14 protein-coding genes are annotated in these 15,537 nt (G+C 64.1%); 6 read left to right on the plus strand and 8 right to left on the minus strand.

All coding sequences use genetic code 11. The features are described 5' to 3' along the window. Nucleotides 1–72: 72 nt before the first annotated feature. The 5 genes from JMA46_RS07290 to JMA46_RS07310 all read left to right on the plus strand — a co-directional run bounded on the left by JMA46_RS07290 (nucleotide 73) and on the right by JMA46_RS07310 (nucleotide 5,494). Complete coding sequence (locus JMA46_RS07290) at nucleotides 73–1,596, plus strand: helix-turn-helix transcriptional regulator (protein ID WP_207344679.1); 1,524 nt, start codon at nucleotides 73–75, stop codon at nucleotides 1,594–1,596. Between the two features lie 56 nt (nucleotides 1,597–1,652). After that, nucleotides 1,653–2,171, plus strand: coding sequence for a GIY-YIG nuclease family protein (locus JMA46_RS07295; protein WP_207344680.1), 519 nt, complete (start codon nucleotides 1,653–1,655; stop codon nucleotides 2,169–2,171). 111 nt (nucleotides 2,172–2,282) lie between these two features. Beyond that, entirely contained in the window at nucleotides 2,283–3,089 is an 807-nt protein-coding gene (locus JMA46_RS07300) for an SDR family oxidoreductase (RefSeq protein WP_207344681.1), read from the plus strand. Nucleotides 3,090–3,131: 42 nt separating this feature from the next. Next, nucleotides 3,132–4,415 (plus strand): acyl-CoA dehydrogenase family protein, encoded by a 1,284-nt coding sequence (locus JMA46_RS07305; RefSeq protein ID WP_348770086.1) that lies wholly within the window; start codon nucleotides 3,132–3,134, stop codon nucleotides 4,413–4,415. Beyond that, the gene (locus JMA46_RS07310) at nucleotides 4,415–5,494 is read left to right on the plus strand and encodes a phosphotransferase family protein (protein WP_207344682.1); all 1,080 of its coding nucleotides are present in this window, start codon (nucleotides 4,415–4,417) and stop codon (nucleotides 5,492–5,494) included. Before JMA46_RS07305 ends, JMA46_RS07310 begins: the two co-directional genes overlap by 1 nt. A gap of 35 nt (nucleotides 5,495–5,529) precedes the next feature. Here JMA46_RS07310 and JMA46_RS07315 read toward each other — a convergent pair whose 3' ends face one another. Then, complete coding sequence (locus JMA46_RS07315; RefSeq protein WP_247647134.1) at nucleotides 5,530–6,339, minus strand: hypothetical protein; 810 nt, start codon at nucleotides 6,337–6,339, stop codon at nucleotides 5,530–5,532. 190 nt (nucleotides 6,340–6,529) lie between these two features. Between JMA46_RS07315 and JMA46_RS07320 the strand changes: the two genes are divergently transcribed. After that, nucleotides 6,530–8,437, plus strand: a complete 1,908-nt coding sequence (locus JMA46_RS07320; RefSeq protein WP_207344723.1) for an FAD-dependent monooxygenase — start codon at nucleotides 6,530–6,532, stop codon at nucleotides 8,435–8,437. Between the two features lie 81 nt (nucleotides 8,438–8,518). Here JMA46_RS07320 and JMA46_RS07325 read toward each other — a convergent pair whose 3' ends face one another. From JMA46_RS07325 to JMA46_RS07355, 7 genes are all read right to left on the minus strand, one after another. After that, nucleotides 8,519–8,809, minus strand: a complete 291-nt coding sequence (locus tag JMA46_RS07325; RefSeq protein ID WP_207344683.1) for an antibiotic biosynthesis monooxygenase — start codon at nucleotides 8,807–8,809, stop codon at nucleotides 8,519–8,521. A gap of 132 nt (nucleotides 8,810–8,941) precedes the next feature. Then, the gene (locus JMA46_RS07330) at nucleotides 8,942–10,420 is read right to left on the minus strand and encodes an NAD-dependent succinate-semialdehyde dehydrogenase (RefSeq protein ID WP_207344684.1); all 1,479 of its coding nucleotides are present in this window, start codon (nucleotides 10,418–10,420) and stop codon (nucleotides 8,942–8,944) included. Between the two features lie 72 nt (nucleotides 10,421–10,492). Then, nucleotides 10,493–11,302 carry an HpcH/HpaI aldolase/citrate lyase family protein gene (locus JMA46_RS07335; protein ID WP_207344685.1) on the minus strand — a complete coding sequence of 270 codons (810 nt, stop codon included), beginning with the start codon at nucleotides 11,300–11,302 and terminating at the stop codon, nucleotides 10,493–10,495. Beyond that, complete coding sequence (gene hpaH / locus JMA46_RS07340) at nucleotides 11,287–12,072, minus strand: 2-oxo-hept-4-ene-1,7-dioate hydratase (protein ID WP_207344686.1); 786 nt, start codon at nucleotides 12,070–12,072, stop codon at nucleotides 11,287–11,289. Before hpaH ends, JMA46_RS07335 begins: the two co-directional genes overlap by 16 nt. 133 nt (nucleotides 12,073–12,205) lie before the next feature. After that, a complete protein-coding gene (gene hpaD / locus JMA46_RS07345; RefSeq protein ID WP_207344687.1) occupies nucleotides 12,206–13,279 on the minus strand; it encodes a 3,4-dihydroxyphenylacetate 2,3-dioxygenase in 1,074 nt (357 codons plus the stop codon). 54 nt (nucleotides 13,280–13,333) lie between these two features. After that, nucleotides 13,334–14,839 (minus strand): 5-carboxymethyl-2-hydroxymuconate semialdehyde dehydrogenase, encoded by a 1,506-nt coding sequence (hpaE, locus tag JMA46_RS07350; RefSeq protein WP_207344688.1) that lies wholly within the window; start codon nucleotides 14,837–14,839, stop codon nucleotides 13,334–13,336. A gap of 17 nt (nucleotides 14,840–14,856) precedes the next feature. Further along, complete coding sequence (locus JMA46_RS07355) at nucleotides 14,857–15,537, minus strand: GntR family transcriptional regulator (RefSeq protein WP_207344689.1); 681 nt, start codon at nucleotides 15,535–15,537, stop codon at nucleotides 14,857–14,859.

Here is a 15,537-nt window from a genome sequence, read left to right on the forward strand (position 1 = left end):
TAAAGTCCTTCTTTGTGATTTCTACTATTCAGGGGTTTTCAAGAGTCTTCTAGGGGTAAACACTGGAAAGATTTGCACTTCTTCGCGTATTGTCAAGAAATGACTAATACAGGTTGGAATGTGAACGACGCGAAGGCTTCGGGCGGCAAAGTGGCCGGGACACCCGATGAACTGGACATCATTTCTTTGGGCCGGCGTGTGCGCCACCTGCGCAAAGGCCTGGGCATGACCCTTGACGATCTCAGCGAGAAGGTGGGTGCAGCCCCCTCCCAACTTTCGCTGATTGAAAACGGCAAACGTGAGCCCAAACTGACGCTCCTGCAGCACCTGTCGGGGGCACTCGGCGTCGGGCTTGAGCAACTGCTGGGAGCAGAGCCGCCCAGCAGACGGGCTGCGCTGGAAATTGAACTGGAAAGGGCTCAGCGAGGGCCCCTTTATCAATCGCTGGGACTGCCCACCGTGCGCGTCAGCTCGCGGCTTTCCATGGAAATTCTGGAGTCGCTGGTGGGGCTGCAGCACGAGCTGGAGCGTCGCCTCGATGAGCAGTCGGCCACGCCCGAGGAGGCCCGCCGGGCCAACAATGAACTGCGCCAGGAAATGCGTGAGCGCAACAACTACTACCCGGAAATTGAGCGGCAAGCTCAGGACCTGCTCAAGGCCGTGGGTCATGACCGCGGACCGCTGTCCCACCACGTGGCGGCAGATGTGGCCGAACACCTCGGTTTTGACCTGCATTACGTGGGAGATTTGCCGCATTCAACGCGGTCGGTGACGGATTTGAAGAATCGCCGAATTTATCTCACTCATGGGCAGCGCTCGGACCACGACCCCCGTTCGGTGCTGTTGCAGGCGTTGGGGCACTACGTTTTGGGGCATAAGACACCCAGGAACTACGCTGACTTTTTGCGCCAGCGTGTTTACACCAACTACTTTGCCGCTTCGCTGCTGATGCCTGAGCGGGCCACCGTGGACTTCCTCAAGGAGGCCAAGGCGGCCAAAGAGCTGGCCATCGAGGACATCCGCGATGCGTTCGCCGTCTCCTACGAAACGGCAGCCCACCGCTTCACAAACCTGGCCACCGAGCATTTGGGCATCACCACGCACTTCCAAAAGGTGCACGAGTCCGGGATCTTCCACAAGGCCTACGAGAACGACGGCGTGAACTTCCCCGCTGACCACACCGGCGCCATCGAAGGGCAGTCCGCCTGCCGGTACTGGACCTCACGTGCCGTTTTTGATGTGCCGGACAAGTTCCGGGCGTTCAACCAATACACGGACACAGTGGTGGGAACGTTCTGGTGCACGGCCCGGACGGAGCGTCATTCCTCGGGCGAGTATTCATTGAGCATCGGCGTGCCCTACGCCCACGTGAAGTGGTTCCGTGGGCGCGAAACCACCGAGCGCTCGCAGTCCAATTGCCCGGATCCAAGCTGCTGCCGCAGGCCGCCGGCTGAGCTTTCCGCGCAGTGGGCCGGGAATGCGTGGCCGTCCACACGGGCCAACTCGCATCTACTGGCAGCCATGCCGCAGGGGGCATTTCCCGGTGTGGATGAGACTGAGGTGTACAAGTTCCTCGCCGCGCACGAAGGACGTTGAGCTGAAGCGGGAAACCGGAGAAAAGGATTCCAGGGGCGATGTCGTAAAGTCAACGCATGGAAGATCTCAAATGGACCGCCACCGCCCCTGCCAAAGTCGCATGGGCGGCGATGCCTTTCGCCCCGGGCCTGTACAAGTGCTACCTGACCGGTGCCATGCCCAAAAACGTGAATTGGCCGGCAGAATTGACGCCGCTGAAACGCGGGGACTTGATCTACGTGGGAAAAGCCACGAACTTGAAAAGCCGGGCCAAGCACCACGGCGTGCAAACATCCAAGTCCACGTTTCGCCGTTCCCTGGCCGCAATCCTGGGGCTTCAGGCTCAGTGGCATGGCAGGTCCGCTCACCCGCGGCTGACAGACACTGACGAAGAACTGCTCAGCGCCTGGATGGTGAAGAACATTGGTATGTCGTTTTGCCTCGTGCAGGACGCGGAACTCCTCGAGGGCCTCGAGGACGCCATGCGCTCCGAACTCTGCCCGCCGCTGAATCGCGACGGCCGCACTCCCGAGCAGTTGCACGTATCGGCGGTTGCCGCCGCCGCACACGGCAACGCCCTGCGTGACAAGGGCTGAGCCAACAGGGTGTAGTTGGCGCCTGCCAACCCTTGACCGTCACCGATTTCCGCAGCATGCTGACAGCAAGCATGTACCGCCGGGCAGTCGGGACAAACGGAAGAGGCCTCCATGGTTAAGGACAGCACGCCCCCAACAGCGCATCCAGCGCAGAGCCCAGCCCAGCGGTTCCTCGGCAAGACCGCCATCATTACCGGTGCCAGCAGGGGGATCGGGCTGGCCATCGCACAACGCTTGACTGCCGAGGGGGCCCGCGTGCTGATCACGGCCCGGCATCAGGACCAGCTGGACGAGGCGCTCGCCTCCCTGGGCGGGAATGCCCTTGCCATGGCGGGCCGGGCGGATGACCCGGACCACCGCGCGGAGGTGATGGCCGCCGTCGAACATCAATTTGGCGGTCTGGACGTGCTGGTCAACAACGCCGGGATCAACCCCGTGTACGGGCCGCTGGAAACTGCGGGTTTGGACGCAGCCCGCAAGATCTTTGAAGTCAACATTCTGGGCACCCTCGCCTGGACGCAGGCCGTGCTGGCGCATCCCGGGCTGGGGTTCCGGGCAAGGCGTGGGAATGTGGTGAACGTGTCATCGATCAGCGGCGACGTCCCCGCCCCCGGCTTGGGCCTGTACGGGATCAGCAAGGCCGCCGTCTCCCACCTCACCCGCTCGTTCTCCGTGGAACTGGCTCCGGACATCCGGGTCAACGCGGTGGCGCCGGCCGTGGTCAAGACTGTTTTTGCTGGCGCGTTGTATGAAGGACGCGAGGAACAAGTGGCCGCGCAGTATCCACTGGGGCGCCTGGGAATGCCCGACGACGTGGCCTCCGCCGTAGCCTTCCTCGCCTCCTCCGACGCCTCCTGGGTGACGGGGCAGGTCCTCACGCTCGACGGAGGGTTGCTCAACGCCGGCTTTCCGGCCTGAGCGGGCAATCGGAAACCTTCACTTTAGAGCAAGGAGAAGCACGTGACCACCACCCCACTTCCCGCAGAGGGTCAACCACCCGCCAGCACCCCGGACGGCCTGTTCCCGGCCGCAGTGGAGGACCTCCGCCACCGCACTCGGGACTTCATCCGGAGCACAGTGATCCCTGCAGAACCGCGGCCCGGCCAAGCCCTGAACATGGACGTCCGGCGCGAGCTGGCGGTTGCGGCACGGGAGGCGGGCGTGTTTGCCCCGCACGTTCCGGTGGAATTTGGTGGGCAGGGGCTGGCGGTTGAACACTGGTCGCCGGTGTTTCAGGAGGCCGGCTATTCCCCGATCGGCCCGGCGGTACTTAACGCCATGGCACCGGATGAAGGCAACATGCACATGCTGAACCTGATAGGCACGTCGGACCAAAAGCAGCACTTCCTGGCCCCGCTCGCCGCTGGGGACATCAGCTCTTGCTTTGCCATGTCGGAGCCGCACCCCGGGGCGGGCTCTGACCCGTCAGCGCTGGCCACCACGGCCGTACGTGACGGCACGGGCTGGCGCATCACTGGGCACAAGCGGTTCACCAGCGGTGCCACGCTTGCCAGCTTTGCCATTGTCATGGCCCGCACCGGACCGTCCGGTCCGGGCAGAGCGGACGCCGCCACCATGTTCCTCGTGCCGCTGAACACCCCGGGTGTGAGGATCGGCGCACCCATTCACACCATGGACAAGTACCTCCCAGGCGGGCACCCGCATGTGCACTTCGAGGACGTTCACGTTCCGGATTCCGCCGTGCTGGGAGAAGTGGGGCTGGCCTTCAAATACGCGCAAGTGCGGCTGGGTCCGGCCCGGCTGACCCACTGCATGCGCTGGCTGGGGCTGGCCCGGCGCTCCATGGATATTATGCTGGATCGCGCCAACACCCGGGAGATGTTTGGTGCGCACCTCTCGCAGCTGGGCATCGCGCAGGAGATGATCGCCCAGTCAGTCATTGACGTGGAAACTTCAGACGCCGTCATCGCCAAGTGTGCTGCGCTGCTGGCCGTTGACCCGAAGGCCGGGGCCGCGCTGTCCTCCGTGGCCAAGGTGCACTGCTCCGAGGCCGTGTATCGGGTGATCGACAGGGCCGTGCAGCTGTGCGGCGGGGACGGCGTCTCCGACGGACTGCCACTGATCCAATACCTAAACGAGGTGCGCCCCTTCCGGATCTACGACGGCTCCACCGAAACCCACAAATGGGCCATTGCGCGCCGGGCCGCATCGGGGCGCCGCCGCGCCGTGGACTCCGGTGAACCGTTCCTGGGCACGGCCCGCATCCACGAAGGAGAAACCTGATGGGCAGAATGCAGGATGTGGCCATGACGCAGGCCGAGGCGGAACGAATGGACACGCCGCCGCTGCTGGTGGTGGAGCGCGTGGAGGAATTCCTGGACGCCGCGGGCATCGGGACCGGTCCGCTGCGCTGGAACCGCATTGGCGAGGGAGCCTCCAACGTGACCTTTCGGATCGAAAGGAGCGGGGCCGACGTCGTGCTTCGCCGCGGTCCGCGACCGCCGCTGCCCAAATCCACCCATGACATGGTGCGCGAGGCCCACATCCAGCAGGTGCTGTCGCCGCTGGGCATCCCGGTGCCGAAGATCCTGGCTGTGTGCGCCGACACCAAGGTGCTGGGCGTGCCGTTTTATGTCATGACGTTTCTGGATGGAGACGTCATCACGGACACTGTTCCCGCACACCTGGACACTCCCGGGCAGCGTCGCGCGACCAGCGAAGCCGTGGTGGACATGCTGGTGCGGCTGCATCAGGTGGACCCCGGCCACAGCGATATTGCGGTGATCGGGCACGCAGAGGGGTACCTGCAGCGGCAAGTAGCGCGCTTTGCCGGCCTGTGGGACATGGGCGCCACCAGGGACCTGCCGCAGGTGCTGGAACTGGCGCGGTGGCTGGAGGCGAACCGGCCGGACACCCAGCAGGCGGCATTGATCCACGGTGATTACCGGCTGGGCAACCTGATGTTCCATCGCGAGGGCCCGGCGCAGGTGCAGGCGGTGCTGGATTGGGAAATGGCCACGCTGGGCGACCCGCTCGCGGACCTGGGCTACCTCACGGCCACCTACGCCCAAGCGGGAACGCCCGGCACCATCATGGAGCTGACCGGCGTGACGGCGCTTCCGGGCTACCTCACGCGGGAGGAACTGGCGCGGCGGTACAACGAGTCATTCGGGCTGGATCTGTCCGCACTGCCCTGGTATCAGGGGCTGGCGTTGTGGAAGGCGGCAATCTTCACCGAGGCCATTTACTCCCGCTGGAAGCAGGGGGAAAAAGGCGACGGCGATCCTGGGCTGGGTGCCTTGCTGGAGCAGGGCGTGCCGCGGCTTCTGGAGGCTGCGGCGGGATTCGCGGCCCTGTTGTAGCACCCCAGCCCTCATTCCTGACCGGATGGTGAGACTTAGGCGGCGGTGGCTGACTCCTTGGCACGGTGCTGACTGGTGGCCAGAACCCCCACGAGGACGATGATCGCCGCGGCCCAGCCGATGCTTACCCAAGCTGTTCCCCAGCCAAGGCCGCCGCGCTCATGGGAGACACCCATCCAGTCGGCAAAGGATGCCCCGAGCGGGCGGGTCACAATGTAGGCAGCCCAAAATGCGGGGATGGCGCCAAGGCCGAACTTGATGTGCATCAACGCCGGGATGGCCATGACGACGGCAAACAGCATGCCCGAACCCAGGTATCCCAAACGCAGCGAAACGGCGGTGAGGTCGCCCGCAGCAGTCCCCAGGGCAAAGGTCGCCAGCACGGCCGCCCAGTAGAATATCTCGCGCCGACGGGTGTGGATGCTGTGGATGGAGAGCGTCTTTTCCGTGCGGTGCCACAGAATGAAGACGGCACTCAGAACCGCGCCGTAAAAGATGGTAGAGACCAGATAGGGCACGCCGAGCCCCACGTGCAGCACGTCGGCCACCATGGTTCCGAAGATGCTGACCATGGCCACGGCAAGCCAATACACCCAGGCAATGTACCGCTTGGCGGAGAATTGCAGCACCAGGGCCGCGGCGAAGCACACTGCTCCAATGCCCACGGCAACCACCGGGTCAATGGTGTGGGCCAGATAGTCGCTGGTGGTTTCACCCATTCCGGTGGTCAACACCTTGATCACCCAAAATAAGGCCGTCACTTCCGGCACCTTGGAGACGAGGCTGCGGGTTCGCGTGTTAGTGACGGCGGCCATATTCCCAGGCAGCGAGAGATTCTTGGACATTCTTGGATTTTCCAACCCGATGCTGGGAGGTTGCCGGGAGCGCGCCACAGTGGCACATTCAAGAGGTGGGGTTGCGTGATCTGCCACACACAATTATGCTTAGTGTGCGCTATTAGAACGCAGTGTTCAAATAGCGAACACTTTGAGGTTGGTGGTGAATGAGCCGCCCCCGTGCAACGAGGAGAACCCTGTGCAATTCCACCACCACGGATACGTTTCCGGTGACCCACGCATTCACGAGGCAGCAGGGACCGGCATCGACCGTCCTGAAGAGCTGCCCGAGGAAGTTGACGTTCTGATCGTCGGCTCCGGTCCGGCTGGGATGCTCACCGCAGCCCAGCTGTCCCAATTCCCCGACATCACCACGCGGATCGTGGAGCGCCGGGGAGGCCGGCTGGAAATTGGCCAGGCAGATGGCATCCAAGCCCGCAGTGTGGAAACCTTCCAGGCCTTCGGCTTCGCCGAGAGGATCATCGCCGAGGCATACCACATCACTGAGATGGCGTTCTGGCGGCCCGACACGAAGGATGCCACGCGCATTGTGCGAGGCGGCCGTGCCGTCGACGATGCAACCGGGATCAGCGAATTCCCGCACCTGATCGTGAACCAGGCCCGCGTGCTTGACTACTTTGCCGAAGTTGCGGAAAACTCACCCACCCGCCTGACGCCCGACTACGGCTGGGACTTCCAAACGCTTGAGGTCGCCGATGAGGGCGAGTACCCCGTCAAAGTCACACTTTTCCGCAGTGCCGGCCCGAACGAAGGCGCCGTTCGAGTGGTGCATGCCAAGTACGTCGTCGGCTGCGACGGGGCACGCAGCAAGGTCCGCGCGTCGATCGGCGCCACCATGGCGGGGGACAAGTCCAACCACGCATGGGGCGTCATGGACATCCTCGCCACCACGGACTTCCCTGATATCCGGACCAAGTGCGCCATCCAGTCTCACACCGGCGGTAGCATCCTGCTGATCCCGCGCGAAGGAGGCTACCTGTTCCGCATGTACGTGGACCTCGGGGTTGTTCCAGAGGATGACAACGGTGCAGTCCGCAATACCAGCATGGATGAGATCATCGGCAAGGCGAATGAAATCCTCCACCCGTACACACTGGACGTGCGCCATGTTGCGTGGAACAGCGTGTACGAGGTGGGACACCGCCTAACAGACCGCTTTGACGACGTCCGCCTCGAAGACCTCGGGACGCGCACCCCACGTGTCTTCATCACCGGAGACGGCTGCCACACCCACAGTGCCAAAGCCGGCCAGGGCATGAACGTCTCCATGCAGGACGGCTTCAACCTCGGCTGGAAACTTGCCCACGTCCTCGAAGGACGCAGCCCTGAGACCCTGCTGTCCACGTACTCGGCTGAGCGCCAGGTGGTGGCCAAGAACCTCATCGACTTCGACAAGGAATGGTCAACGCTGATGGCCAAGAAGCCTGAGGAGTTTGAGAACCCGGAGGAGTTGGAGGACTACTACGTGCGCACTGCCGAATTCCCGGCAGGGTTCATGACCGAATATGCGCCGTCGCTGATTACCGGCGAAGCCGCACACCAGGAACTGGCCGCCGGTTTCCCGGTGGGTAAGCGCTTCAAATCCGCATTGGCCTCACGGATCTGTGACGCGAACCCGATCCACCTTGGCCACCATGCCACGGCGGACGGCCGTTGGCGGATCTACGTCTTTGCCGATCCGGCCCTGCCCGGAACCGGCTCACCGACCGACGCCCTCGCAGAATGGCTCTCCACCGCGCCGGATTCACCCCTTGCAGCAACACCGGCGGGGCTCGACGTCGATGCCTGGTTCGATGTGAAGGTCATCTACCAGCACAAGCACGAAGACCTCGACATCAATGCTGTTCCCGCCGCGTTTAAGCCGCTCGTGGGTCCGTTCAAGCTGACCGACTACGAGAAGGCCTACGGGATCATCCCCGGCAACGACATCTTTGATGTACGCGGGATCGAGCGCACCGGTGCCGTCGTCGTCGTGCGTCCGGACCAGTACGTGGCCAACATCCTGCCGCTGACGGCCACCGACGAGCTGGGCAAGTTCTTTGCACAGATCCACTCGGGTGAGCGCGTCGAGCAGGGCAGTGTCTAGCTAGGACAAGAGACAGCAAAGGGGAGGTCCCGCAGTGAGATCACTGCGGGACCTCCCCTTTTTGATGGGGACGTGACCGGCTCAGCCCAGGTCCACAACCTCAAATTCGAGCAGGTCCATGCCGCTGGCAACGGGTGCTTGGGCGGCGTGGTCGTGACCGGCCCGTTTGGCGCGCCAGTTCTCGAAGTCTTCGCGGGTGGCCCACTGCGTGTAGACGAAGTAGCGCTCCTCCCCGGCGACGGGACGCAGCAGCTTGAAACCCTCGAAGCCCGGGGAGCCGTCCACCGAGTGCTTGCGCGCCGCGAAGCGCGTTTCCAGTTCGGATCCTGCCTCGACGGGAACCTTGAGGGCGTTAATGACAACGATGGACACTTTTGCTCCTTCCGGGCCCGGATTCACCGGGCCGCTTGTTCTTCCACGCTACCGCAAGCAGGCCCCCGGCATACATGCCGGGGGCCTGCTTTAAAAGACTCTTACATCACTGTTTTTGAACCGGGGGCCGGCTTACGCGTAGGGGTCTGCGATCCCGATGTATTGCGTGGTGGTGTATTCCGCGATGCCCTCTGTGCCGCCCTCGCGGCCCAGTCCGGACTGCTTGACACCGCCAAAGGGTGCGGCCGCGTTGGAGATCATGCCGGAGTTGAAGCCCACCATGCCGAATTCCAGCTGTTCGCTGACGCGCAGCAGACGGGAGAAGTCCTTCGTGTACAGGTAGGACGCCAAACCGTATTGGGTGGAGTTGGCGAGCTGGATGGCGTCGTCCTCATCGGTGAACGTGGTGACAGGTGCCACCGGGCCAAAGATCTCCTGCTGCAGGATCGCGGCGTCGTTGGCGACGTTGCCCAGCACTGTCGGCTGGTAGAAGTAGCCGTCGCCCTCAACTGGGTTCCCCCCGGCCAGGACGGTGGCACCTTCGGCAACGGCGGCGGTGACCAGTGCGTGGATGTTGGCGCGAGCCTTTTCCTCAACGAGGGGTCCGACGTCGGTCCCGGCCTCGGTGCCGCGTCCCACCGTCAGCGCTCCGATGCGGGCGGCGAGCTTGGCGGTGAATTCGGTGGCCACTGATTCGTGGACCAGGAAGCGGTTGGCGGCCGTGCAGGCTTCACCCATGTTGCGCATCTTCGCTGCCAGGGCACCCTCGACGGCGGCATCCAGATCGGCGTCCTCGAACACCAGGAACGGGGCGTTGCCGCCCAACTCCATGGATGTGCGCAGCACGTTCTCGGTGGCTGCGGCCATGAGCTGCTTGCCCACGCTGGTGGACCCGGTGAAGGAGAGTTTGCGCAGGCGTGGGTCTGCCAGTAGCGGCCCGGAGATGGAGGAGGCGCTGGAACCTGCGACGACGTTCAGCACGCCGGCGGGCAGGCCTGCCTCCTGCATCACGGCGGCAAAAAGCTGGGACGTCAGCGGCGTCAGCTTGGCCGGCTTGAGTACCATGGTGCAGCCTGCGGCCAGTGCCGGGCCCACCTTGCGGGTGGCCATGGCCAGGGGGAAGTTCCACGGTGTGATCAGCAGGCATGGGCCCACTGGCTTCTTCGCCACGAGGATCTTGTTCTTGCCCTCGGGCGTGGTGACGAAGCGGCCGTAGTCGCGCACCGCCTCCTCGGAGTTCCAGCGCAGGAACTCTGCGCCGTAGGCGACTTCCCCGCGGGCTTCGGCCAGCGGCTTGCCCATTTCCAAGGTCATCAGCAGTGCAAAGTCCTCGGCGCGCTCTGTGATCAGTTCAAAGGCCTTGCGCAGGATCTCGCCCCGCACACGCGGCGCGGTCCGGGCCCAGGAGGCCTGGGCGGCGCAGGCGGCGTCAAGGGCGGCCATCGCATCCTCGCCGCTGGCGTCCGCTATGGACGCCAGGACCGTGCCGGTGGCGGGATCGTGGACGTCAAGCGTCTTCCCACTGGCGGCGTTGCGCCATTCGCCGTTGATGAGCAACCCGGTGGGGACGGAGGCGAGCAGTTCCGCTTCGCGTTCATTTGCTGTTTTCATGAAAAACTCCTTTTGGGCCCACGCGCCCGAGGGACCCGCCGCGAGCTTGCGAGCGGGGAGAGGGCGTGGGGATTAATAACTGCTGGTGGGACCGGCGTCGGCGGCGGGGACGTATTTGCCAGCGAGGGCTTCGCTGCCGCGGGCGAGCAGTGCGACGTCGGCGCCGGTGAGGATGAAATCCACCCCGGCGTCCAAATAACGGCGCGCGGTGGCTTCGGCAAAGGCGTTCACGCCAACCGGCTTGCCAGCTGCCTTGGCCAGTGTGATGCAGTGCTCGACGGCGGCCACCACGTCGGGGTGTTCCTGCTGTCCCAGCACCCCCATCGAAGCTGCGAGGTCGGACGGACCGATGAACACGGCGTCGATCCCGTCCACGGCCATGATCGACTCGATGTTCTCCACGGCCTGGGTGGACTCGATCTGGACGATGACGGTGATGGTGTCCGTTGCCTGGGCCAGATAGTCCGGGACGCGGTTCCACCGTGCCGAACGGGCCAGCGCCGATCCCACCCCGCGCACACCTTGCGGCGGGTAGCGGGTGGCGGCGACCGCAGCCTGCGCGTCGTCGGCCGTGTGGACCATGGGGATCAACAGGGACTGTGCGCCCAGGTCCAGATATTGCTTGATGATCACGGTGTCATTGACGGGTGGGCGCACCACGGCTGTGACCGGATAACTGCTGACCGCCTGCAGCTGGGCCAGGATGCCCTCTAGCCCGTTGGGGCTGTGTTCGGCGTCCACCAACAGCCAGTCAAGCCCGGCGCCGGCGCAGATTTCCGCCACGAGCGGGCTGCCGGAGCACACCCACATGCCCGCCAGCGGCCGGCCAGCTGCTGCCAGGGCGTCCTTGAAGGACGGTGTGAGGCTCACTCGAAGCGGCATGTGATGGTCCCCAGCTTTCCGTAGTCGGCAAAAACGGTGTCCCCGGCATTGACCCACATGGGCCGCGTGAAGGAACCGGCGAGGATGAGCTCCCCGGCCTTGAGTCCGTCCCCGTGCGGGGCGATCTTGTTGGCCAGCCACGACACACCCTGGGCGGGGTGGTTTAGCACGCCCGCCGCGACGCCCGTCTCCTCGACAGCCTGGTTCTTGTACAGGATGGCGGCCACCCAGCGCAGGTCCACGTCGTCGGGCCGCACCGGGATGCCGCCCACCACCATGGCGCCCATGGCGGCGTTGTCGCTGATGGTGTCCACGATGGTCCGGCCCTCCATCTCGATCCGGGAATCCAGGATCTCCAGGGCTGGCACCACGTATTCGGTGGCACGCAGGACGTCAAAGATGGTGGCGTTGGGCCCTTCTACGTCCTCCTTGAGCAGGAACGCCAGCTCCACCTCGATGCGCGGGTGTGAATACTGTGACCATTCCACGGTGGAGCCGTTCTCCAGGATCATGTCCTTGAAGATGACCCCGTAGTCCGGTTCGGTGATGCCGGTGGCGTACTGCATGGCCTTGGACGTCAGGCCGATCTTGTGTCCGCCCAGCACCCGCCCGGCAGCCTCGCCGCGTTCACGCCACAACCGCTGGACGCGGTAGGAATCCTCCACCGTCATGTCCGGGTAGCGCTGCGTCAGCCGGGGCACCGGGACCCGGCTTTTACCGGCCTCCACAAGTTCGTCGGCAATGCCGGCAATAGTTGCGTCATCGAGCATGGTGTATCTCCTAAAGTCGAAAGCCTAGAGCCAAATGCCGAGAGCCGGGTCAGGCGATGGCCCCCGGGAGCGGCTTCGGGCGTCCGCGAAGCGGGCGGGGGGCCATCGCCTGACCGGCGAAGGTATTTGTTTGCTAGAGCTGGGTGCCCAACTTGAACCCGCGATCCTCGCCCGGTTCGCGGGTGTAGGAGAAGCCGTCGGCGCCGACCGTGACGGCCATTTCGGAGGTGTCGGTGCGCTTGATGACCGGCTGCGGGTTGCCGTCGAGGTCCAGGACCAGGGAGGCTTCGGTGTACCAGGACGGGACCACGGCGTTGCCCCACCAGTCGCGGCGCTGGTTGTCGTGGACGTCCCACGTGATGGTGGGGTTGTCCGGGTCGCCGGTGTAGTAGTCCTGGGTGTAGATTTCCACGCGGTGGTCGTCCGGGTCCAGGATGTACAGGTAGAACGCGTTGGAGACGCCGTGGCGGCCGGGGCCGCGTTCGATCCGGTCGGAGATGCGCAGCGCGCCCATCTTGTCGCAGATCTGGATGATGTTGTGCTTCTCATGCGTGGCGAAGGCAACGTGGTGCATGCGGGGTCCGTCGCCGCCGGTCAGGGCCGTGTCGTGGACGGTCTGCTTGCGGTGCATCCAAGCGGCGTAGGTAACGCCGTCGGAGTCCTTGATGTCCTCGGAGACGCGGAAGCCCAGGTCTTCGAGGTACTTGCGGCCGCGGGGCACATCGGGGGTGACCTGGTTGAAGTGGTCCAGGCGGACCAGCTCGCCGGCGGAGTAGAGGTCATAGCGCTGTGTGAGACGCTCCACGTGTTCGGTCTCGTAGAAGAACTCGTAGGGGAAGCCCAGCGGATCCTCGACACGGACGGAGTCGCCAATGCCCTTCGTGAAGCCTTCCTTGCGGCGCTCCGTGCGGCAGCCCATCTCCTTGTAGTAGGTTTCTGCGGCGTCCACCTCGGCGGGGGACTTCACCCGGTAGGCGAAGGCGGCGACGGCGGCAATGGGGCCCTTGCGCAACACCAGGTTGTGGTGGATGAACTCCTCCAGGGAGCGCAGGTAGATGGTGTTCTCGTCTTCTTCAGTCACGTGCAGACCCAGCACGTCCACGTAGAACTCACGGGACTTGGACAGGTCGGTGACAACGATCTCCATGTAGGCACAGCGAACAATATCCGGTGCCGGCGCAGTGGGGGTGGGAACAAAGTTGGTCATGATGTACTCCTCGTTGAGTGGTGTGCTTGGTGGGAGATGCTTGGTGGCGGATGCCTAGTTGCTGGCGGATGCACCGAATTTTGGTGTGTGGACGGCTCCGAGCGTGATGTGCACGGCCTGCTGATCGGTGTAGAAGTCGATCGAGCGGAAGCCGCCCTCGTGGCCCAGGCCGGACGCCTTGACGCCACCGAACGGGGTACGCAGGTCACGCACGTTGTGGCTGTTCAACCACACCATGCCAGCCTCGACGTTCTGGGCGAAGTTGTGGGCGCGGGTCAGGTTCTGCGTCCAGATGTAGGCGGCGAGACCGTACTTGACGCCATTGGCCAACTCCAAGGCCTCTTCGTCGGTGTCGAAGGGGGTGATGGCGACGACCGGGCCGAAGATCTCCTCCTGGAAGATGCGCGCTTCGGGCTTTACATCGGCGAAGACGGTGGGGGCCACGTAGTTGCCATGGTCCAGTCCCTCGGGGCGACCGCCGCCAGCCAGCAGGCGGCCCTCGGACTTGCCAATGTCAACGAAGGACATGACCTTGTTGTAGTGCTCGGGGTGGACCAGGGCGCCCACCTCGGTCTTGGGGTCGTGCGGGTCCCCGACCACGATGTTCTTGGCGCGTGCCGCGTACTTTTCACAGAATTCGTCGTAGATGGGGCGCTCAACCAGGATGCGTGAGCCAGCCGTGCAGCGCTCGCCGTTGAGGGAGAAGACGCCGAAGAGTGCGGAGTCGATCGCGGCGTCGAAGTCGGCATCGGCAAACACCACGCAAGGGCTCTTGCCGCCCAATTCCATGGACAGGCCCTTCAAGTTCGTGGCGGCGTTGCGGAAGATCGTCTGGCCGGTGGTGGTTTCGCCGGTGAAGGAGATCAGCGGGACGTCGGGGTGCTTGACGAGTGCGTCTCCTGCTTCCTCACCGAGTCCGTTGACCAGGTTGAAAACGCCTTGGGGAAGGCCAGCTTCCTCGAAGATTCCGGCCCACAGTGAGGCGGAGAGCGGGGTGAACTCGGCCGGCTTGAGCACCACGGTGCAACCGGAAGCCAGTGAAGGCGCCAGCTTCCAGGATTCGAGCATGAACGGCGTGTTCCAGGGGGTGATGAGCCCGGCGACGCCTATGGGCTTGCGGTTCACATAGTTGATTTGGGAGCCGGGGACCTTCATGGCGTCGTCGAACTGGGCCACGATCAAGTCGGCAAAGAAGCGGAAGTTCTCCGCGGCGCGCATCGCCTGGCCACGAGCCTGGGTGATGGGCAGGCCGGAGTCAAAGCTCTCCAGCTCGGCCAAGCGCGCTTCCTGGGCTTCGACGGCGTCGGCGATCTTGTTCAGGATGCGTGAGCGCTCGCGCGGCTTCATGCGCGGCCACGGTCCGTCGTTGAAGGCCCTGGTTGCGGCGGCCACGGCCAGCTCAATGTCTTCCTTCTGGCCAGCGGCGGCGGTGGCGTAGTTGGTGTTTGAGACAGGGTTCAGGACGTCAAACGTTGCACCGTTGACGGAGTCGACGAACTTTCCGTCAATGTAGTGCTGGATGCGGGTGGGGAGGTTTTCCGGGACGTAGTGATCAGCCATTGAGTTGGTCCTTTTCTTCAGTGCTGTGTTGGGTGGGAGGTTCGCGCCAGGTAGGCGTCAAGAGTGGCGGTGCGGTGGGCTCGGGCGGCGTGTTCGACGTCGTCGGGCCCGGCACCGCTTTCGATCAGGGCAAGCAGTGCCTCATGTTCGGCTACCGACTGCTGCGCACGGCCGGGGACGTAGGTGAACGTGGAGGAACGCAACGCCTGGAGCCGGTTCCAACCGCGGTGGACAAGGTCCAGGATGTGCGGGTTGGGGCAGTTCTCAAACAGGATGCTGTGGAAATCTAGGTTCAGCGACGTGAACAGAACCGGGTCGAAGTCGTCCAGGCATTCGCGCATTTTTGTGTTGACTGCGCGGGCTCGGGCGATGTCGGTTTCCGTGATCATGGGAGCGGACAGTGCCGTGGCGGCGCCTTCCACAATGCTCAGGGTCTGCATGGTGTACAGGTATTCCGTAGGGTCTATCCCGGCCACCGTGGCACCGATGTTGCGTTCAAACGTGATGTAGCTTTCTGCTTCCAGGCGGCGGATGGCTTCGCGGACCGGGACCACGGAGAATCCCAGATCGCTGGCGATCTTTGCGAGCACCAGTCGGTAGCCGGGGGTGTATTTCCCCGCCAGGATCTTGTCCTTGATGGCCGCGTAGGCCTGCTCGGATTTGCTGCCGGCAGGGGTGCCGGCTGACTGGGTGATCAT

It is taken from the genome of Arthrobacter sp. E3 (assembly GCF_017353415.1).
In the GTDB taxonomy this organism is placed as follows: Bacteria; Actinomycetota; Actinomycetes; order Actinomycetales; family Micrococcaceae; genus Specibacter.

Coding starts and splice junctions, on each gene's coding strand:
- hpaE (WP_207344688.1), bottom strand. CDS start 14,839: ATGGCTGATCACTACGTCCCGGAAAACCTCCCCACCCGCATCCAGCAC.
- JMA46_RS07335 (WP_207344685.1), bottom strand. CDS start 11,302: ATGCCGCTTCGAGTGAGCCTCACACCGTCCTTCAAGGACGCCCTGGCA.
- JMA46_RS07330 (WP_207344684.1), bottom strand. CDS start 10,420: ATGAAAACAGCAAATGAACGCGAAGCGGAACTGCTCGCCTCCGTCCCC.
- JMA46_RS07300 (WP_207344681.1), top strand. CDS start 2,283: ATGGTTAAGGACAGCACGCCCCCAACAGCGCATCCAGCGCAGAGCCCA.
- JMA46_RS07295 (WP_207344680.1), top strand. CDS start 1,653: ATGGAAGATCTCAAATGGACCGCCACCGCCCCTGCCAAAGTCGCATGG.
- hpaH (WP_207344686.1), bottom strand. CDS start 12,072: ATGCTCGATGACGCAACTATTGCCGGCATTGCCGACGAACTTGTGGAG.
- JMA46_RS07315 (WP_247647134.1), bottom strand. CDS start 6,339: ATGTCCAAGAATCTCTCGCTGCCTGGGAATATGGCCGCCGTCACTAAC.
- hpaD (WP_207344687.1), bottom strand. CDS start 13,279: ATGACCAACTTTGTTCCCACCCCCACTGCGCCGGCACCGGATATTGTT.
- JMA46_RS07355 (WP_207344689.1), bottom strand. CDS start 15,537: ATGATCACCCAGTCAGCCGGCACCCCTGCCGGCAGCAAATCCGAGCAG.
- JMA46_RS07310 (WP_207344682.1), top strand. CDS start 4,415: ATGGGCAGAATGCAGGATGTGGCCATGACGCAGGCCGAGGCGGAACGA.